The sequence below is a fragment of the Methylobacterium sp. Leaf89 genome, assembly GCF_001422215.1.
Taxonomy (GTDB): Bacteria; Pseudomonadota; Alphaproteobacteria; order Rhizobiales; family Beijerinckiaceae; genus Methylobacterium.
The window spans coordinates 223,181-241,181 of the sequence record NZ_LMML01000030.1; the positions used below are offsets into that span (position 1 = coordinate 223,181).

General features: G+C 69.5%; 18 protein-coding genes. 15 read left to right on the forward strand and 3 right to left on the reverse strand.

Annotation, left to right across the window (positions count from 1 at the left end; translation table 11 throughout):
• Positions 1 to 156: 156 nt before the first annotated feature.
• Positions 157 to 1,026, forward strand: a complete 870-nt coding sequence (locus ASF18_RS23320; RefSeq protein ID WP_162239187.1) for a response regulator — start codon at positions 157 to 159, stop codon at positions 1,024 to 1,026.
• A 115-nt stretch (positions 1,027 to 1,141) separates the two neighbouring features.
• On the forward strand, positions 1,142 to 5,059 hold the full coding sequence (locus ASF18_RS21210) for a CHASE domain-containing protein (RefSeq protein WP_156650059.1): 3,918 nt from the start codon (positions 1,142 to 1,144) through the stop codon (positions 5,057 to 5,059).
• Between the two features lie 45 nt (positions 5,060 to 5,104).
• On the opposite strand, the gene ASF18_RS21215 is transcribed toward ASF18_RS21210, so the two are convergent.
• On the reverse strand, positions 5,105 to 5,734 hold the full coding sequence (locus ASF18_RS21215) for a hypothetical protein (RefSeq protein ID WP_056354980.1): 630 nt from the start codon (positions 5,732 to 5,734) through the stop codon (positions 5,105 to 5,107).
• A 250-nt stretch (positions 5,735 to 5,984) separates the two neighbouring features.
• Between ASF18_RS21215 and ASF18_RS21220 the strand changes: the two genes are divergently transcribed.
• The 3 genes from ASF18_RS21220 (at position 5,985) to ASF18_RS21235 (ending at position 9,397) form a co-directional block, all read left to right on the forward strand.
• Entirely contained in the window at positions 5,985 to 7,616 is a 1,632-nt protein-coding gene (locus tag ASF18_RS21220) for an AAA family ATPase (protein WP_056354983.1), read from the forward strand.
• Positions 7,617 to 7,630: 14 nt separating this feature from the next.
• Complete coding sequence (locus tag ASF18_RS21225; RefSeq protein WP_056354985.1) at positions 7,631 to 8,245, forward strand: hypothetical protein; 615 nt, start codon at positions 7,631 to 7,633, stop codon at positions 8,243 to 8,245.
• Positions 8,246 to 8,566: 321 nt separating this feature from the next.
• On the forward strand, positions 8,567 to 9,397 hold the full coding sequence (locus ASF18_RS21235) for a metallophosphoesterase (RefSeq protein WP_056354992.1): 831 nt from the start codon (positions 8,567 to 8,569) through the stop codon (positions 9,395 to 9,397).
• A 628-nt stretch (positions 9,398 to 10,025) separates the two neighbouring features.
• Here ASF18_RS21235 and arsH read toward each other — a convergent pair.
• Positions 10,026 to 10,778 (reverse strand): arsenical resistance protein ArsH, encoded by a 753-nt coding sequence (arsH, locus tag ASF18_RS21240; RefSeq protein ID WP_056354995.1) that lies wholly within the window; start codon positions 10,776 to 10,778, stop codon positions 10,026 to 10,028.
• A 50-nt stretch (positions 10,779 to 10,828) separates the two neighbouring features.
• Here arsH and ASF18_RS21245 point away from each other — a divergent pair, with 50 nt between their 5' ends.
• The 7 genes from ASF18_RS21245 to ASF18_RS21275 all read left to right on the forward strand — a co-directional run bounded on the left by ASF18_RS21245 (position 10,829) and on the right by ASF18_RS21275 (position 16,115).
• The gene (locus ASF18_RS21245; protein WP_056355295.1) at positions 10,829 to 11,188 is read left to right on the forward strand and encodes a metalloregulator ArsR/SmtB family transcription factor; all 360 of its coding nucleotides are present in this window, start codon (positions 10,829 to 10,831) and stop codon (positions 11,186 to 11,188) included.
• Positions 11,181 to 11,708 carry an arsenate reductase ArsC gene (locus tag ASF18_RS21250; protein ID WP_056354998.1) on the forward strand — a complete coding sequence of 176 codons (528 nt, stop codon included), beginning with the start codon at positions 11,181 to 11,183 and terminating at the stop codon, positions 11,706 to 11,708. Before ASF18_RS21245 ends, ASF18_RS21250 begins: the two co-directional genes overlap by 8 nt.
• On the forward strand, positions 11,708 to 12,133 hold the full coding sequence (arsC, locus tag ASF18_RS21255) for an arsenate reductase (glutaredoxin) (RefSeq protein ID WP_056355001.1): 426 nt from the start codon (positions 11,708 to 11,710) through the stop codon (positions 12,131 to 12,133). The genes ASF18_RS21250 and arsC overlap by 1 nt, the downstream gene beginning before the upstream one ends.
• 36 nt (positions 12,134 to 12,169) lie before the next feature.
• Complete coding sequence (locus ASF18_RS21260; protein WP_056355004.1) at positions 12,170 to 13,465, forward strand: arsenic transporter; 1,296 nt, start codon at positions 12,170 to 12,172, stop codon at positions 13,463 to 13,465.
• A 7-nt stretch (positions 13,466 to 13,472) separates the two neighbouring features.
• A complete protein-coding gene (locus tag ASF18_RS21265) occupies positions 13,473 to 14,645 on the forward strand; it encodes an MFS transporter (RefSeq protein ID WP_056355007.1) in 1,173 nt (390 codons plus the stop codon).
• Positions 14,646 to 14,754: 109 nt separating this feature from the next.
• Entirely contained in the window at positions 14,755 to 15,141 is a 387-nt protein-coding gene (locus tag ASF18_RS21270; protein WP_056355010.1) for a metalloregulator ArsR/SmtB family transcription factor, read from the forward strand.
• Positions 15,138 to 16,115, forward strand: a complete 978-nt coding sequence (locus ASF18_RS21275) for an arsenic resistance protein (protein WP_056355013.1) — start codon at positions 15,138 to 15,140, stop codon at positions 16,113 to 16,115. Before ASF18_RS21270 ends, ASF18_RS21275 begins: the two co-directional genes overlap by 4 nt.
• Before the next feature lie 127 nt (positions 16,116 to 16,242).
• On the opposite strand, the gene ASF18_RS21280 is transcribed toward ASF18_RS21275, so the two are convergent.
• The gene (locus ASF18_RS21280) at positions 16,243 to 16,656 is read right to left on the reverse strand and encodes a helix-turn-helix domain-containing protein (protein ID WP_056355016.1); all 414 of its coding nucleotides are present in this window, start codon (positions 16,654 to 16,656) and stop codon (positions 16,243 to 16,245) included.
• Positions 16,657 to 16,700: 44 nt separating this feature from the next.
• On the opposite strand from ASF18_RS21280, the gene ASF18_RS24000 reads away from it, so the two are divergent.
• The 3 genes from ASF18_RS24000 (at position 16,701) to ASF18_RS21295 (ending at position 17,966) form a co-directional block, all read left to right on the forward strand.
• Complete coding sequence (locus ASF18_RS24000) at positions 16,701 to 17,138, forward strand: mercury transporter MerT (RefSeq protein WP_162239188.1); 438 nt, start codon at positions 16,701 to 16,703, stop codon at positions 17,136 to 17,138.
• 8 nt (positions 17,139 to 17,146) lie between these two features.
• Positions 17,147 to 17,377, forward strand: coding sequence for a GDCCVxC domain-containing (seleno)protein (locus tag ASF18_RS24950; protein WP_056355022.1), 231 nt, complete (start codon positions 17,147 to 17,149; stop codon positions 17,375 to 17,377).
• Between the two features lie 193 nt (positions 17,378 to 17,570).
• Positions 17,571 to 17,966 (forward strand): hypothetical protein, encoded by a 396-nt coding sequence (locus tag ASF18_RS21295; protein WP_056355025.1) that lies wholly within the window; start codon positions 17,571 to 17,573, stop codon positions 17,964 to 17,966.
• Positions 17,967 to 18,001: the final 35 nt, after the last annotated feature.

Here is an 18,001-nt window from a genome sequence, read left to right on the forward strand (position 1 = left end):
CCCGGAGCCGCGACGATAGTCCGGATGGCCTATTCGCGGCATGATACCAGCTCGACCGGACTAATGGCCATGCGGCGAGGACTTCGTAGCATCGAATACGCATCACGGATCCGGGATTTCCCCGGGCCGCGGCGTGCCGAGCCGGAGACGCCTTCCATGAGCCAGCGTGCCAGACCCGCCGTCGTCGTCGTGGCCGAGGACGACCCGGTCGCCCGCAGCCTCGTGGTCGCGGAACTCGCCAGGGCGGGCTACCTGGCGATGCCGCACGGGGACGGGTTGTCGGCCCTGGAGTACCTCGCCCTTGGAGAACGGGCGGACGCCCTCGTCACCGACGTGCACATGCCCGGCTCCATCGACGGCCTCTTCCTGGCGGTCGAGGCGCGGGCGCAGCGCCCGTACCTGCCCGTCCTCTACATGTCGGCGCGGGCCCTCAGGGTGCAATCGATGGTGCCCGGGTCCCGCTTCCTGCCGAAGCCCTACCCGGTGGGCGGCCTCGTCGGCATGCTCCGGATCGCGATGGGCGCATCGGCCGCCCGGATGATGGCGGAGACCTGGTCGCTGCATGCCGAGATCGAGCGCAGGTTCGTCGTGACCGACGACGGCTGGATGGAGGCCGCGACCGGCTGGCGCCAACTCACCGACGGGATCCTCGGCGAACTCCACGGCATCAAGGTACGCGTGCGCCGGGCCGGCGAGCGCGCGTGGCTCACGGTGAAGGGACCGCGGGAAGGCATGCGGCGCTCGGAGTTCGAGTACGAGATCCCGTCGGCGCAGGCCGAGGTGCTTCTCGGCTCCGGGCTCGCGGGCGAACCGGTCGTCAAGGTCCGCCACCTCGTTCCCCATGGCGGCGTGACCTGGGAGGTGGACGTGTACGAGGGGCGTCTCGCCGGTCTCGTCCTCGCCGAGGTCGAGCTGCGCGACGAGGCGCAGGAACTCGACCTGCCGCCGTGGGTCGGACGCGAGGTCACCGGCGACCCGCGTTTCGGCCGGAAGGGCCTGAGGTCCCTGTCCTGGCAACGCGCCTGAGGGTGCGCGGGATATCGCGAGGACTTCCGTGCCCGTAACGCGTAGGGGACAAGGCGCGACCGGACGGATATCGGAACGCGTCCGGCGGGAGCCGGGCCTTCGGGGGATGAAGTTGATGACCGGGTCCGCGACGCCGCAGGCAGACGACACGGACGCGCCGGGTTCCACCTGGCATCCCGGCATGCGGACCGCGAGCCCGGCACCGGGCGTCGCCTTGGTTGCGCTGGTCGTCCTGGGCCTCGTCCTGGCTTGCGCGACCGCGGCCTGGAAGGAGGCGAGCAACGCCAGGGTCACCGCGGAGCGGCTGGACGTGGCCGTGCTCCGGGTGGCATCGGTGATCTCCGAACGCATGGCGAAGTACGAATACGGGCTCCGCGGCGCGCGGGGAGCCATCGTGGCCGCCGGCGAGGACGGGATCACACGGGGCCGCTTCAGGGACTACAGCCTGACCCGCGACATCGACCGCGAGTTCCCCGGGACCCGCGGCTTCGGCTTCATCCGCCGCGTCGATCCCGCACGGGAGGCCGCGTTCCTGGAAGCCGCGCGCCGCGACGGCGCACCGGACTTCGCCCTCCGCCAGATCACCCCGCACCCCGGCGAGCGCTACGTGATCCAGTACCTGGAGCCCGTGGAGCCCAACCGTCCCGCCATCGGCCTCGACGTCGCCTCCGAGGACCATCGCAGGGGCGCGGCGCTCGCCGCGATGGAGACCGGCCAGGCCACGCTGACCGCGCCCATCACCCTGGTGCAGGCCAGCGGCTTGCGCGAGCGAGGTCTCCTGCTCTACCTCCCGATCGCCCGGATGGACCCGAGGGGGGCGACGGTCGCCGAACGACGGGCCCGGACGATCGGATGGGCCTATGCGCCCCTCGTCATCGACGAGGTACTCGCCGGCCTGGACCTGAACCTCGTCGAGCTGGACCTGGCGATCTCGGACGCGACGCCCGAGGCGCTTACCCGGTTCTACGGCACGGGCGACGCGCTCGCCTCGGTCGACCCGGCCCTGGTCCGGCGCAGGACCGTCGCGGTGTTCGGGCGATCCTGGGACCTGGAGGTCCGGGCGCTGCCCCCGTTCGTATCCGGGCTGAACCTGACCTCACCGGCCACCGCCGGCGGCACCGTCCTGGTCGCCATGCTGATGTTCGCCGGCATCGCCCATCTCCGGTTGACCGGACGTCGGCGCGAGGTTCTCGCCGGGGTCGAGAGGAGCCGCCTGGCGGCCATCGTCGAGAACGCGGAGGACGCCATCGTCGGCAAGACGCTCGACGGGACCGTCACGGACTGGAACCCGGCGGCCGAGCGCCTCTTCGGCTTCACGGCCCCCGAGGCCATCGGACGCAACGCACGTGACCTCGTCGTGCCGCCGCACCTGCGGGCGGAGGAGCGCGAAACCCTGGATCGCGTGCGTCTCGGGAAGCCGGTCGCCCCGCTGTCCACGTTGCGGCTCCATCGCGACGGCAATGCCGTACCCGTCCTCGTCACGGTCTCGCCGATCCGTTCCCCGCGCGGGGAGACCGTCGGCGTCGCCACCGTCATCCGGGACATCGGCGCCCAACTCGCCGCGGAGGAGGAGATCCGCACGCTCAACGCGTCCCTGGAACGCCAGGTCGCGGAACGGACCTCGCAACTCCGGGCCGCCTCGGCCTGGCAGGACGCGATCCTCCGGCATGCCGGATACGCGGTCATCGCGACCGATCTGGACGGGACGATCAGCCTGTTCAACCCGGCGGCGGAACGGATGCTCGGCTATGCGGCCGGCGAACTCGTCGGAACCGCGACGCCCGGACTGTTCCACGACCCGCGCGAGGTCGCTGATCGCGCGGCCGAACTGTCCGCCGCCCTCGGGGAGCGGGTGGAGCCCGGCTTCGAGGTCTTCGTCGCCCGTGCCCGGCGAGGCATGCCGGAGACGGCGGAGTGGACCTACGTCACCAAGGCCGGGGAGCGACATCCCGTGCTCCTCAACGTCAGCCTGCTGAGGACGGCCGACGGCCCGGACCTCGGCTACCTGGGCATCGCGATGGACCTGTCCGAGCGGCGCCGCCACGAGGCCGAGATGAAGGCGGCCAACGCCGGCACCTGGAGCTACGACGTCGCGACCGGCCTCGTCCGTCTCTCCGCCGAATGCGCCCGCCAGCACGGCCTGCCGGACGCGGAGACCGAGATCGACGTGGAGCGCGGCTGGCGCCCGCTGGCGCACCCGGCCGACGTCGGGCACGTCCTCGCCGACCTCGGCGCGGCCGTCGAGACCGGCGGGAGCTACACGACCGAGTTCCGCATCCCGCTCCCCAACGGTGGCCTGCGCTGGATCTCGGCCATGGGTCGCGTCGAGACCGACGCCGACGGCAGGACGTCGAAGGTCCTCGGCCTGACGCTGGACGTGACGCCGCGCAAGCTCGCGGAGATCGCGCTGGGCGAAGCCAAGGCGCAGGCGGAGGCCGCGCGCTCCGATGCCGAGAGGGCCAACCAGGCCAAAACCGACTTCCTCGCCTCGATGAGCCACGAGATCCGTACGCCCCTCAACGCCATCATCGGCTTCACCGACCTGATGCTGGCATCGGACCGGCTCGCCCCAGACCTGCACCGGCACGCCGACCTCGTGCGCGCGTCCGGCGCGGCGCTCCTCGCCATCGTCAACGACATCCTCGACTTCTCCAAGGTCGAGGCCGGCGCGGTCGAGCTCGCTCCGAGGCCCTTCGCGCTGTCGAGCCTCCTGGATGCCTGCACGTCCATCGTCCGGGCACAGGCCGAGACCAAGGGCCTGCAACTCCGGACGAGCCTCGGCCCGGACCTGCCCGGTTGGGTTCTGGGCGACGAGGGCCGCCTGCGGCAGGTGCTGCTGAACCTGCTCAACAATGCCGTGAAGTTCACCAAGGCCGGCTCCGTCACCCTCGACGTGAGTTCGGAACCGGCGGGGCCGGCGGAGCGGGTGCTCCGCCTGCGGGTGACCGACACGGGCATCGGCATCCCGGAGGAGAAGCGCAAGCGCCTGTTCCAGCGCTTCAGCCAGGTCGACGGCTCCATCGGCCGGGACTACGGCGGCACGGGGCTCGGCCTCGCCATCAGCAGGAGCCTCGTCGAGCTCATGGGCGGCGAGATCGGCGTCGGCTCCGACACCGGGCGCGGATCGAGCTTCTGGTTCAGCGTCACGCTTCCGTTGGCGGACGCGCCCGACGGACAGGCGACGGTTCCCGCGGCATCGGTCGCCCGACGGAAGGGGCGCCTGCTCCTCGTCGACGACTCCCCCATCAACCTGGAGCTGGCCAAGGCCGTCCTGACCGGTGCGGGACATGACGTCGAGGTCGCGGGCGAAGGCGCGACGGCGGTCGCGGCGGTCGCGGCCGGCGGCTTCGACCTCGTCCTCATGGACGTGCAGATGCCCGGGATGGACGGGATGTCGGCGACGCGTGCGATCCGGCATTCCAAGCTCCCGACGGCGACGATCCCCGTAATCGCGATGACGGCGAACGTGCTGCCCGAGCAGGTCCGCGCCTTCCGCGAGGCCGGCATGGACGACCACGTCGGAAAGCCCTTCGAACGGGAGGCGCTCTTCGCCACCATCGAACGCTGGCTCGGCGCCGGCACCTCGGCATCGGGCGTTCCCGTCGAACGTCGGGTGCCCGCCTCGTTCGACCGCTCGATCTACGAGCAGATCGGCCGGTACCTCAAGCCGAACCGCCTTCACGAGGTCCTGCACCTGCTCATCGCGGAGCTCCGCACGAGCTTCCAGGGCGACGCAGCCATGTTCGACGCCCGGTCCTGGTTGCGCCATCGCGCCCACTCGCTCTCCTCGGCGACGGGGATGATGGGCTTCGTGGACCTGGCAACCGCCTGCCATGCGCTCGAATGCTGCGGCGAGGATCGGCTCGACCGCGAGGGCGTCGAGGTGTTCGGGCTGCTCCTGGAGCAGGTCCGGCGACTGTCCGACGATGCCGTCGTCCTCGCCGAGGAGCTCTCCCGTGGCATCGACGGGACTGATCGCCCCCACACGGCGGAGCATACCTCCGCATCCGCCCGGGAGGCGGCGGCAAGCTAGGATCGGGCGTGCTGTAGTAAATCTCCGGCCTTCGACCTGCCCGGCTCAGACCGCATCCTCCGGCCTGCGCCTGCGGTAGCGCCCGCCGCCTTCGCTCACGAACATGCGCCGCTTATACCTCCGCTCGTCGATGCCCCCCCTGACCGTCGCGACGTCCCAGACCTGCCTGTGCCTCTCGGCCTCCTGCACCAGGTCGGCACCGATCCGCATCGTGATCTCGTTGACGTGCAGCGAGCCCTGCTCCGGCAGGATCTCCCAGACCTCCTGAACCACCCGCAGCCAGAACTCCCGCGCGCGCACCGTGGCCACCTTCCTCCGCGACGCGTCGAGCTCGGCCGCATGCCGTGCGATCTCGGCACGAAGCCCCTCGATCACGGCCTCGCGCGCATCCACCATGCCGAGCGCCTCGTTCCGGAGCTCCCGTTCGGTCGCGACGGCCTCCGCCATCCGCCGCCGCTCGCCTTCCAGGACGGCCGCGGCCTCCGCCTGCGCCGCCTCCCACAACGCCACGCCGGCCTTCGCCAACATCGTCGAGACCGCGTCCGGCATGCACGCGAGCTCGATGATCGGGCTGTAGGCCCGCTCCTCGCACCAAGCCGAAAAGTGCTCGCCGACAACCAAGTTGCTCTCTGCCAATGCGGGCTGCAGCGCATACTTCGCGGCGTCCTGGACCATTCGGCTTCCGGCTCCGAGGCCGCAGATGGAACGGATTAGAGCGACCTCACTAGGGCTGTCCACACCCTGTTCGGAACGCCCATCGGAAGCCGGTTGCCCGCCCGGTCTGGCCAGGGCAGGGTGGCCTCTCACCTCCTGGGATCCCCGCCGTGAACGCTCGCTCGATCTTGAAACGGATAGCTCGCACCGCCTGAGCCCAGCTCAGCGCCCCTTCGCGCGCGCCCTCCGTTCGATCCTGTGAGCCCCCCCAATGTCCGAGAAGCTCTCCGCCGCCGCGGCTGCGTCCGTGCGCGCCGCCATGCTCGACCCCTCGAAGCTCGCCGGAGCGCGCAAGACGAAGGTGCCGCTCCCCCGGGTGCAGCGCCTCGCCGGCGGGGAGATGCAGTCGTGGTGCGTCGTCACCGACCTCCGCTCCGTTCTCAGGCCGCTGCTCCGCCATCGCCTCAGCCGGCCGTGCGCCCGCGCCATCGAGCGGGCGATCGTCGCCGCGAACGTCGTGACGACCACGAGGCTTGAGCGCATCCTCTACAAGGAGGCGCTGCGCCGGGACCTGCCCCGCGGGGCGTGCCCCGAGCTCCAGGCTGCGGCCGACGTCCTCCCGTTCCACCTTGCGGAGCTCGGATGCCGCGTGTCGGCGGCCCGGATCGCCTCGCAGGCGCTCGCGTCCGCACACCTCGCTGTGCAGACCGGGCGCCTCGACAGGGCGTTCCTCTACCTTAGGCACGCGCTGTTCCGGGCAGAGGAGGCCGAGCACGGTCGCGGGGATAACGCCGAGCTCGCGCAGGGACCCCTCTACCAGTTCCTGGAGGCCTTCGACGTCCGGGCTGGCCTCTGGCTGGCGGCGATGACGGCCTTCGAGACGGCAGACCGCATGGTGGAGGACGAGCACGACATCCTCAGGGGCGGCGTCGGGATGATCGCGCCGCCGCCGTCCGACCTTGCGGACCTCGACCTCATCCTGGGGCAGGCGAAGGCCAAGGCGGAGGAGGCGCCCGGCCGGACGCTCGTGGTCTTCCCGACGATGGACCACCTGCCCCAGCCCTCGAAGTCCGTCTCGGACCGGGGGGACTCCCCGCGCGCGATCGCGGAGCCTTGGGCCGGGAAGGGCATGCCCCTCACCCCGGCGCCGGACCCGGCCGCCTTCGCCGCTCGGCTGCGGGGCCTGTTCCCGTGGGCCGACGAAGTCGTCGACGTGTTCGCCAGCGACTTCGTCGGCTCGCCCTACGCCGCGCTGCGGCCGCGCATCCTCGTCAGCCCTCCCGGCTGCGGGAAGACGGCCTTCGCCCGTGCGGTGATCGAGACGGCCGGGCTGGACGTCACCGTCTTTGGGGCTGCTGGGACCATGGACGGAGGTGCCTGGGCGGGCACATCTCGTCAGTGGGGGTCGTGGCGCCCGTCGACGCCAGCGCAGGGCTGCCTTCGCCATGGGAAGGCGAGCCACGGCATCGTCATCGACGAGGTCGAGAAGGCGGGCAACGACCGGCGGTGGGGCAGGCTCGACGAGACGATCCTCCCCTTCCTCGAACGGGGATCCACCGCCCGGGCGATCCACGACCCGGCTTTCGAGACGGCACTGGACCTCAGCGCAGTCTCCTACGTCCTGACGGCGAACTCCCTCCGGGGCGTCTCCACGGCGCTGCTCGACCGGTGCCAAGTCCTGACATGGCCGGCCCCCCGGGCGGAGGACCTTCCGGTCGTGGCGGCCGGGATCCTCGCGGAGATCCGGCGGGACCGGGGGCTGGATACCGCCTGGTGTCCTGACCTCGACGGCGAGGAGATGGGGATGATCCCCTGGGTCGGGGGGAGCATGAGACCGCTGAGGAGGATGGTCGAGGCGGTGGTCGCAAGCCGGGAGCTCGAAGCTCGCCGGCGGCCGAACTGAGGAAGGAACGAGCGATGATCGCGTCTGAATTCCTCACGATCGCCGGGCGCGCGCTGCGAGATCACTGCGGCGCCGACAGCGTCACGGTCAGGGCGATCGAGCCGACCGTCCACGGGCCCCGTGTCCGATGGGACGGCCCGCTCCTTCACCGCGAGCGCAGGCGGGATACGATTCCAGGCGGCGGCGTCTGGATCGGGCCGCCGGCAGGCCCGCTCCTCCTCAACATCCTCTCGCTGGCCACCGCCTTCCGCTGGGCGGACGGGGCGCCCAGGTGCGCCAAGGACTGGAGCGAGCGCCTAGCGCGTCGGTACCGGCGTGTCTTCGGACCGACGGGGCCGGCTACGGGGCCGGGCTGGTCCTGGCTATGGGAAGCGGGCGCGCAGGCGGTCAAGGACGCCGGGATCCCGTCAGACTTCCGAACGAGCGACGCCAAGGAAAAGTATGGCTCGGCGCGCTGGTACGTCGAGGGCGACACATCCGCGGCCGTCGACGATGTCATCGACGCGGTCGAGCACCTGTCGGCTCACATCTGCGAAGACTGCGGCGCCCCGGGCCGGATCCGCCAGGGCGGCTGGCTCCGATGCCTCTGCACGCGCCACGCCGAGGGGCGCTTGCCCACAGATGAGTGACGTCTACTGGCACCGCGCACGCCGGCTCTGGAGCGTCCGCGAGGCCGGCCGGGTCGTTGCCCACGTACCGGCGATCGCCCTCTCGGGCGTGGCGTTCCGGGCGTCGGAGGCGGGCCGATTGCGGTGCCTGCGGACGGGATGCCGGGACGTCCATGCTTGGGCGGTCGGCTCGGTCTGCGAGGTGTCCCGCACCGGGGACGCGGTCCGGATCAGGTACCGCATCGAGACGTGTGGTTTCAGGGTGGGGGACCGGGTCATCACGAAGGCGGCGCGGGTGTGGTTCGAGGCGGACGGAGCCGCATAGGTGGTCGGGGGAGAGTGATGACGAGCGTCTGGATCCTGTCCGACCTCCACGTGGATGCGGCCCCATGGGTCCCGCCGCCGGGGCCGCGCGTCGACATCGCCATCGTCGCCGGCGACGTCGCGAATGGGCTTTGCCGGAGGGCGCTGCCCTGGCTCGCAGAGCACATCGTTCCGCATGCCGACGCCGTCGTCTACGTACCGGGCAACCATGATCTATGGGGATGCCGCCTGCCGGACGAGATCGAGCGGGCTCGTGGGAACGCGATCGAAGCCGGGATCCGCCTCCTCGACCTCGGCCAGGTCCTGAACGTCGGGCGTCTGCAGGTGATCGGGGCGACGCTGTGGACGGACTACCGCATCGGCGGCGAGGGAACGCGCGCAGCGGCGATGGCCACATGCGGGGACCGGCGCGACGGCATGAGGGATCATCGCCGGATCCAGACCCGCGACGCACGCGGCACCCCGGCCGCGTTTCGTCCGCAGGATGCGGCCGCGCTCCACACCCGGCACCGCGCCCGCATTGAGGAAGCCCTGTCAGCCCCGTGGGACGGCTCAAGGATCGTCGTGACGCATCATGCCCCACACTCGGGCAGCCTCCTTCACGGCGAGGTCCGCGAGACGATCGACGCGGCCTATGCCAGCGACCTGTCGGCCATCCTGGAGGGGACCGGCGCGCCCGATCTCTGGATCCATGGACACGTCCATGTCAGCCGGGGCTACGTCGTCGGCCGGACCCGGATCCTGGCCAACCCCCGGGGGCACGACACCTCGTTCCGGCGGCGGGACGGCACGTGGGCTGACGAGAGGGAGAACCCCCGGTTCGACGGCAACCTCGTGGTGGAGATCTGAAACGAAGGAGGGCGCCACCCTCGCGGATGGCTCCCTCGAACATGGGCAAGAAAAGTCTGCCCTAGCGATCCCGGACGGCGTGCATCTAAATGATACCTACGGCCCGGATGCTTCCCCGAGAGGGGGTAAGCCATTGGGAGGATAAAGGGCCCGCACAATGTGCGGACCCTTTGGCGGCTGAAATTTCAGCCCTGATCCTGGGGTTCGCCCGCGTCGAAGAGGTCCGGCTCGTGCCGCCCCTCGGCCTTCCGGGCCTGCTCGGCTGCCCACATGGGGAAGTCGACGAGGATCCTGTCGAGCCCCAGGGGAGTGACCAGCGGCTGCGGGGTCTGCTCGACCGTGCCGTTCTACCGCCGGATCGGGGCGAGGCGCACGTGCATGTACTTCTGCGCCACCTGAGGACGGAACGGCCGCTTCTTCACGGTGCTGGGCCAGACGTAGATCTAAGACTTCTGGCGGTCGTTGTCCCGCAGGTTGAGTGAGGAATCCAACGGGGCAGCGCCTGTCGAACCGGCTAGCTATCCAACCCACTTACGGTTGTCTTGGCGCGACCTAGACACAGCCTTCGACGCAAATGGGCTTGACACCAAGACCGACGCTTAACCGGATCGATAAGGCACGCGCGTCGTCACGGCGCGCGCTTCACGAACCCAATGTCCACCGCCACATCCTTCAGGCGCTCGGGCTTTCGTTCCTTGCGCTCTGAATACCGGTCGACGAGGTAGGCTGACCGCTCGCGGGTCAGCAGCGTGAACTTCATCAACTCCTCGCAGACGTCGACCACCCGGTCGTAGAGCGGCCCGGGCTTCATCCGGCCGGCGTCGTCGAACTCCTTGTAGGCCATGGGCATCGAGGATTGGTTGGGGATGGTAATCATCCGCATCCAGCGCCCGAGGATGCGCAGGGCGTTGACCGCGTTGAACGATTGCGAGCCGCCCGAGACCTGCATCACCGCGAGGGTCCGACCCTGCGTCGGGCGCACCGACCCCTCCGACAGGGGTAGCCAGTCGATCTGGCTCTTCATCACGCCGGTCATGTTGCCGTGACGCTCGGGACTAACCCAGACATGGCCCTCCGACCAGATCGAGAGATCGCGAAGCTCCTGGACCTTGGGGTGGTCGACGGTCGCGTCATCAGGCAGCGGCAGGCCGTGCGCGTCGTAGATCCGCACCTCGCCGCCCATCGCCTCCAGCAAGCGCGCGGTCTCGTAGGCCAAGAAGCGGCTGAACGACCGCTCCCGGAGCGAGCCGTACAGGATCAGGAAGCGTGGGGCGTGTGTGAACGGTGTCTGCACCTGCAGGTCGGTCGCCGTTGGGACCACGAAGTGTCCCTCGCTGAGGTTGGGCAATCCGTCGGCGAAAGGCTGTGGGGGCTTGTCCAAGACGCTTCAATCCTCTACGTTTCAACGATGGTTGAGATATTGACATCATGATGGACGAACGGCAAGCCGTGGCCGCCTTCGCGGCCCTGGGCCAGGAGCACCGCCTGCGCATCGTGCGCCAACTCGTGACCGCCGGTCTCGAAGGCATGGCGGCCGGCATACTGGCCGAGGCGGTCGGCGTCTCGGGCACTAACCTGTCGTTCCACCTAAAGGAGCTCAACCATGCAGGGCTGGTCACCTCGCGGCGCGAGGGACGCTCGATCATTTACAGCGCCGCCTACCCGGACCTGTCCGAGCTCATCCAGTTCCTAATGCGCGATTGCTGTCAGGGCCGCCCCGAGGTCTGCGCCCCCGCCGTGGCCGCGCTCGCCGCCTGCTGCCTGCCCACCGGAGACACCACCCATGCCTGACCGCGTCTACAACGTCCTGTTTCTCTGCACCGGCAACTCCGCTCGCTCGATCCTGGCGGAGGCCATGCTGAACAAGGAGGGCCAGGGACGCTTCCGGGCCTTCTCCGCCGGCAGCCAGCCCAAGGCAGATGTGAACCCGCTCGCCGTTCAGGTTCTTAGCGAGACGGAGTACACGACCGAGGGGCTGCGCTCGAAGTCGTGGGACGAGTTCGCCCGCCCCGACGCGCCGGTCATGGATTTCGTCTTCACGGTCTGTGACAACGCCGCCGGCGAGGCCTGCCCGTACTGGCCCGGCCAGCCGGTGACAGCCCACTGGGGCATCGAGGACCCCGCCTCGGTCGAGGGCACCGACCTGGAGCGCAAGACGGCCTTCGTCACCGCACAGCGCTACCTTAAGAACCGGATCGCCGCCTTCGTCGCGTTGCCCATTGCCAGCCTTGATCAGGTCGCCCTGTCCGCCCAGGTGCGCGAGATCGGCCAGCAGGCTGGCGCCACCTCACCCCGCCCGGAGGTCGCGTGATGGACGTCGTCATCTACTACAACCCAGATTGCGGCACGTCCCGCAACACCCTGGCGATGATCCGCGGAGCCGGCATCGAGCCTCATGTCGTCGAGTACCTCAAGACGCCGCCGAACCGGATCCTGGTTCGCCAGCTCGCCGAGCGTGCCGGCGTCTCGATCCGTGACCTCCTGCGCGAGAAGGGGACACCCTTTGTCGAACTCGCCCTGGACGACGCGACACTTACGAACGACCAACTACTGGATGCCATCGCCGAGCACCCGATCCTGCTGAACCGCCCCCTGGTGGTGAGCCCGAAGGGCGTCGCCCTGTGCCGGCCCTCGGAGAAGGTCCTCGACCTCCTGCCGGCCCAGCAGGGCGAGTTCGTCAAGGAGGACGGCGAGCGCGTCGTCGACGCGCACGGGCGCCGCGTCGCCACCGCCTGAGCCGTTCCAAGCCTCCAAGAACAAGAAACGGTCTCGATGCTTGCGCTTGCCATCTTCGTGGTCACCCTCGTCTTCGTCATCTGGCAGCCCAAGGGGTTCGGGATCGGGTGGAGCGCCCTCATCGGGGCCGCCGTGGCGCTCGCCACAGGGGTCATCAGCCCCGGTGACATCCCTGTGGTCTGGCACATCGTCTGGGACGCCACCTTCACCTTCGTCGCCCTCATCATCATCTCGCTGCTCCTCGACGAGGCCGGCTTCTTTCATTGGGCGGCGCTACACATCGCCCGCTGGGGCGGCGGCCGGGGACGTTTGCTATTCCCGCTGGTGATCCTGCTCGGCGCGGCCATCGCGGCGGTGTTCGCCAATGACGGGGCGGCCCTCCTGCTCACCCCCATCGTGCTCGCCATCCTGCTCCGGCTGAACTTCAAGCCGGCGGCGGCGCTGGCCTTCATCGTCGCCTGTGGGTTCGTGGCGGACTCGACCAGCCTGCCGCTGGTCATCTCGAACCTCGTCAACATCGTCTCAGCGAACTTCTTCGACATCTCCTTCAGCCGATACGCGGCGGTGATGGTGCCGGTGAACCTCGTCTCGCTGACCGCGACCTTGGTGGTGCTGTGGCTGTTCTACCGGCGCGACCTTCCGGCCACGTACCCCGTGGCCGAGCTCGAAGCGCCCCGCCACGCGATCAAAGACCCGCTGGTCTTCAGGGCGGCTTTCCCGCTCCTCGGGCTGCTGCTGGTCGCCTACTTCGTGACGGCACCGTTCGGCGTGCCGGTCTCGGTGGTCACTTGCGCCGGAGCACTGGTCTTGCTGGCGCTGGCCAACCGCAGCCGCGTCATTCCCATCCGCAAGGTCCTGACGGGGGCCCCCTGGCAGATCGTCCTGTTCAGCCTCGGCATGTACCTCGTGGTCTACGGCCTGAAGAACGTCGGCCTGACCGACTACTTGGCGCAGGGGCTCGTCTGGCTCTCGGGCCATGGTGCGTTCGTTGCCACCATCGGCACCGGGTTCGCCGCCGCCATCTTGTCCTCGGTCATGAACAACATGCCGAGCGTGCTCGTGGGTGCGCTCTCCATCCAGCAGGCTCCGGATCTCTCGCCCCTGATGCGCGAGCTCATGGTCTACGCCAACGTCATCGGCTGCGATCTCGGCCCGAAGTTCACCCCAATCGGCAGCCTGGCGACCCTGCTCTGGCTGCACGTCCTCGACACCAAAGGCCAGCACATCACCTGGGGCCAGTACATGCGGGTGGGTCTGGTCATCACGCCGCCGGTGCTGCTCGTCACCCTCGCCGCCCTGGCGCTCTGGCTCCCCGTGCTCGGGGCTGGGTAGCGGACCGATGGCTCCGACGCGCCGCTGGCCCGTGATCTCGGCCCTGGGGGTCGTCCAGATCCTGACCTGGGGCTCCTCGTTCTACCTGCTGTCGGTGCTCGCCGCCCCGATGTCGGAGGATACGGGATGGCCCTTGGCGTGGGTCATCGGTGGCCTGTCCCTGGGCCTCCTCGTCGCGGGTTTGGTCTCGCCGCGCGTGGGAGCCTTCATCGGGGAGCATGGAGGCCGGCCCGTCCTGGCCTTTGCGGCCCTGGTCCTCGCCGCGGGCCTCGCCATCCTCGGCCTGGCTCCGAACCTTCCGACCTACCTGGCGGGATGGCTTCTCATCGGTCTGGGCATGGGCACCGGACTCTACGATCCGGCCTTCGCCACCCTCGGGCGCCTCTACGGCTCCGAGGCACGGAGCGCCATCACGACGCTGACACTCTGGGGCGGCTTCGCCAGTACGGTATGCTGGCCACTCTCCGCCTTCCTGATCGAGCAGGTGGGCTGGCGCGGGACCTGCCTCGCCTATGCCGGGCTTCATCTCGCGGTCACGTTGCCCCTCGTCCTTCTCGTGATCCCCCAGCAGCCCGTACGTATTGTTTCGCGATCGGAAGGCGTGATCCCTGCCATCCGGCTTGAGGGACGAGAGCGTCGTGCCTTCCTCCTCATGGCGGGGGTGCTGACCCTTGGGGGCACGGTCATGGCGTTGGTCTCGGTGCACCTCATCACCCTGCTCCAGGCCCGTGGCGTGGCACTCACCTCGGCCGTCGCCTACGGCGCCCTGATCGGGCCGGCACAGGTCGGGGCGCGCATCGTCGAGATGGCTGGCAAGGGCCGGCATCACCCTCTCTTGACCCTCTCCGCGGCGATGATCCTGGTAGCCATCGGGGTCGCGATGCTGGCGGCCGGCCTACCCTTGGTCGGGCTGGCGCTGGTCCTCTACGGGGCTGGCAACGGGATCTATTCGATCGCCCGGGGAACGGTGCCCATGGCCCTGTTCGGTCCCGAGCGCTACGCCCCGCTCGTCGGCCGTCTCGCCCGTCCAGGGTTGGTAGCGCAGGCGCTTGCGCCCTCCGTCGGAGCCGTTGTCCTCACCCACGCGGGCGCGAACGCCACCTACGCCCTGCTCAGCGTGCTCGCCGTTGCGAACGTCGCGCTTGCCCTGTCCCTCTGGCGTGTTCGGCCCGGAGGATAGAAAAGCGACGGCCGCCGCGGACGTCCGCCGCGGTCCCCAATTCGATCCTTGCCTTCGACGGATCCCGAGCCTACTGACGCTTAAACGATTCCATAACGGTTTAAGTGTCGTGAAAGAAAAGCAAGCGCTCGATGGCTTCGCAGCCATCGCGCAGGAGACACGCCTGCGCATCATCCGCCTCCTGGTCACGGCCGGGGCGAAGGGCATGGCGGCCGGCGCCATCACTCAGGCGATCGCCGGGGCCTCCGCGCCGCGCATCTCGTTCCACCTCGGCCACCTTGAGAACGCCGGTCTTGTGGAGAGCCGCCGCGAGGGGCGCTCCATCATCTACAGCGCGATCTTTCCGGCCCTGTCCGACCTTGTCGCCTTCCTCATGCGCGATTGCTGCGAGGGGCATTGCGAGGTCTGCGACCGCGCCATCGACCTGTTCGCCAAATGCACCGGCCGGCCCCAGCGGGTCGAGCAAGCCCCCAAGATAGTCTGCGAGGAAGCATGACAAACCTGCGCGACACCCTCGAAGGCCACCAGATCGCGATCTACTTCGTGGCCATCGGCGTCGCCGCTCTTACCGCCCTGACGCTGCCCGGAACGACGGCCCTGGAGGTCGGCATCAACCCAGCCCTGGCGCTAATGCTCTTCGTCACCTTCCTCCAGGTGCCCCTGCCTGAACTTGGGCAAGCCTTCACGCGAGTCCGTTTCCTGGCGGCGCTCCTGGTCGCGAACTTCGTCGTGCTGCCGATCCTGGTGGCCGGCCTGATCCGGTTCGTGCCTGCCGATCCCATGCTGCGGCTAGGGGTGCTCATGGTCCTGCTCACGCCGTGCATCGACTACGTCGTGACCTTCGCACACCTCGGTCACGCGGACGCCAAGGTGCTGCTGGCGTCCACCCCGGCGCTCCTGATCGCGCAGATGCTCCTTCTGCCCGTCTACCTGAACATCTTCCTCGGCGAGGACGCCGCCAGGTTCGTCCAGGTCGGTCCATTCGTGCACGCGTTCGTCTGGCTGATCGCCGTCCCTCTCGGGCTTGCCGCGTCGGTTCAGCATTGGGCCGGACGCAGCCTAGCCGGGCAACGGGTGTCCACAGGCCTCGGACTCCTGCCGGTACCCGCAACGGCCCTCGTCCTGTTCGTGGTGATCGCGTCCGTCCTGCCCCAACTCGGGCCCGCGCTCGACGATGCCATCCGGGTGGTCCCGATCTACGTCGCCTTCGCCGTGGCGGCACCGCTTCTGGGTTGGACGGTCGGGCGCGCATTCCGCCTTGATGCGCCCACCGTCCGCACCCTCGCCTTCAGCGCGGCCACCCGCAACTCCCTTGTGGTTCTGCCACTGGCGTTTGCGGTTCCGGGTGCCGTGCCACTCCTGCCCGCCGTCATCGTCACACAGACGCTGGTCGAACTCCTCGCGGAACTCATCTACGTCCGCCTCATGCCCAGGTTCGATGCCCCGGCATCCTCGCCGGTCGCCGCCTAGGTCGACGGTCGTTCCACGGACGAGCGGCTGCGTGACCCCGCATCGCCACCCGCTTCCGGCCTCTTGGGACCAAGGCAAGGACGACCGGCGGTCCCGTTCCACTGCTGTGTGTCGGAGGGGCCGGCTTTCACATCGGTGCATCGAGCATGTCGAGAACCGGGCAGGCCGGCGTCGGGGCGCCGCTGCACCGCTCCACGGTGTCGCTCAGGATGCGCTCAAGCCGCGCGAGACGAGCGAGCTTGGCGCGGACCTCGGAAAGGTGGGCGGCGGCGACGTCCCGGACCTCGCCACAGGACCGGTGCCCGGGCGCGGCCAACGCCAGCAGGGTTCGGATGTCCTCGATCCCGAAGCCCAATGCGCGGGCCTGACGGATGAACGCCAGGCGCCGGACATGAGCAGGATCGTAGGCCCTGTGACCGCCTTCCGTGCGGGCGGGCGGCGGCATGAGCCCGATGCGCTCGTAGTAGCGGACGGTCTCCAGGTTGATCCCGGCCGCCGCCGCGATCTGGCCAATGGAGAGACCTCGCGAACCCTTCGCCATTTTTCGCTTGATCCCGTAGTGGCTACGGGATGCAGGGTGGCACGATGATGATCGACACACCATCCATGACGCCTTCCGCACGACCCGCCTCAGGTCCGCGGGACGGCCTGCCGGTTTCCTCGGGAAACTGGTTCGCAGGGCTGGGCACGGTCGCCGGGCTGGGTGCCCTGGCGGCTTCGTCCTGCTGCGCCCTCCCGGTGGCGCTTGCCGGTCTCGGCGCGACAGGGGCGGTGTTCGGAGGGTTGGCCATGTTGGCGAGCATCCGGCCGATCCTGCTCGGCGGGGCCGCCCTGGCCCTCCTCATGGGTTGGGCGCTGTTCTTCCGTCACCGGGCGACGGCATGCGACATGGCCGAACCATGTGCTCGCACGGGGCCGTCATGGCATACCCCTGGCCTTCTCGGGCTTGGGACGGCGCTGGTCGGTTTGGCGCTCGCGTGGGAACCATACCTTGAGCCTGTCGTGCTCAAGGCGATGCGGTGAGGCCGACGATGCAGCTTCGGTCCACCCTGACCTGCCCGCACTGCGGTCATCGAGCGACGGAGACGATGCCGACCGACGCCTGCCAATTCTTCTACGAGTGCACCAGCTGCGGCACGCTTCTGCGCCCGAAGGCGGGCGACTGCTGCGTCTTCTGCTCCTTCGGCGACGTGCCCTGTCCGCCCATCCAGGAAGCGCGCGAGAACGGCGGGTCCGCATCCTGCTGCTCGGGGTCCTCCTGAGCTGCGGACCGGACACGAAGCTTACCCGCTTGGTCCAAGTCCGGGCAGGGTGCCGTGCTGAACGATCCGACCCTCGATTTAGCGTGTCCGAAGCCGTCGGGTGCATGGCTTCGGAGGTCCGAGCGCGAGACGTCCTGCGCGTCCCGTACTCCAGTCCCTTCCTCGCCGGTCTACGATGTGGCATCGTCCAAAGGTGACCTTCTGGCTCGCCCTTCGCAGGCTGCTCCCGCTCCTGGCGGTCCTCAGCCTCGCCCTTGCGCCGGTGACCGCATCCGCGGCCGCCGCGGGCATGCGCGCGCCGACGGCCGTTCAAGGTCACGCCATGGCGATGCCCGACGAGGCCATGGACGACATGGCCGGGATGGCCATGGACGAGATGCCGTGCTGTCCCAAGGAGCGGCCGGGCATGCCCGACTGCTCGAAGGGTTGCCCCCTGATGGCGCTCTGCCTGGCGAAGGTCGCCACCGGGCTGCCGGTCGCCGTCGGACTTCCGGGCCGCGTCGCCGGCGTCGAGGGGCCGACCTGGGGCGTCACTGCCTCCTTCGACAGCCTGTCGCAAGGGCCGCCCACCGAGCCTCCCCAAGCCTGAACCCGATGCCGCCGGCGCCTGCGCCGGCCGATCCC

Bases quoted from the DNA above. Each gene is read 5' to 3' on its own strand.
- ASF18_RS21260 (WP_056355004.1), top strand. From the start codon at position 12,170: ATGCTTGCGCTTGCCATCTTCGTGGTCACCCTCGTCTTCGTCATCTGG.
- ASF18_RS21275 (WP_056355013.1), top strand. From the start codon at position 15,138: ATGACAAACCTGCGCGACACCCTCGAAGGCCACCAGATCGCGATCTAC.
- ASF18_RS23320 (WP_162239187.1), top strand. From the start codon at position 157: ATGAGCCAGCGTGCCAGACCCGCCGTCGTCGTCGTGGCCGAGGACGAC.
- arsC (WP_056355001.1), top strand. From the start codon at position 11,708: ATGGACGTCGTCATCTACTACAACCCAGATTGCGGCACGTCCCGCAAC.
- ASF18_RS21235 (WP_056354992.1), top strand. From the start codon at position 8,567: ATGACGAGCGTCTGGATCCTGTCCGACCTCCACGTGGATGCGGCCCCA.
- ASF18_RS21225 (WP_056354985.1), top strand. From the start codon at position 7,631: ATGATCGCGTCTGAATTCCTCACGATCGCCGGGCGCGCGCTGCGAGAT.
- ASF18_RS21245 (WP_056355295.1), top strand. From the start codon at position 10,829: ATGGACGAACGGCAAGCCGTGGCCGCCTTCGCGGCCCTGGGCCAGGAG.
- ASF18_RS21265 (WP_056355007.1), top strand. From the start codon at position 13,473: ATGGCTCCGACGCGCCGCTGGCCCGTGATCTCGGCCCTGGGGGTCGTC.
- ASF18_RS21220 (WP_056354983.1), top strand. From the start codon at position 5,985: ATGTCCGAGAAGCTCTCCGCCGCCGCGGCTGCGTCCGTGCGCGCCGCC.
- ASF18_RS24000 (WP_162239188.1), top strand. From the start codon at position 16,701: ATGATGATCGACACACCATCCATGACGCCTTCCGCACGACCCGCCTCA.
- ASF18_RS21210 (WP_156650059.1), top strand. From the start codon at position 1,142: ATGACCGGGTCCGCGACGCCGCAGGCAGACGACACGGACGCGCCGGGT.
- ASF18_RS21250 (WP_056354998.1), top strand. From the start codon at position 11,181: ATGCCTGACCGCGTCTACAACGTCCTGTTTCTCTGCACCGGCAACTCC.
- ASF18_RS21280 (WP_056355016.1), bottom strand. From the start codon at position 16,656: ATGGCGAAGGGTTCGCGAGGTCTCTCCATTGGCCAGATCGCGGCGGCG.
- ASF18_RS21215 (WP_056354980.1), bottom strand. From the start codon at position 5,734: ATGGTCCAGGACGCCGCGAAGTATGCGCTGCAGCCCGCATTGGCAGAG.
- ASF18_RS24950 (WP_056355022.1), top strand. From the start codon at position 17,147: ATGCAGCTTCGGTCCACCCTGACCTGCCCGCACTGCGGTCATCGAGCG.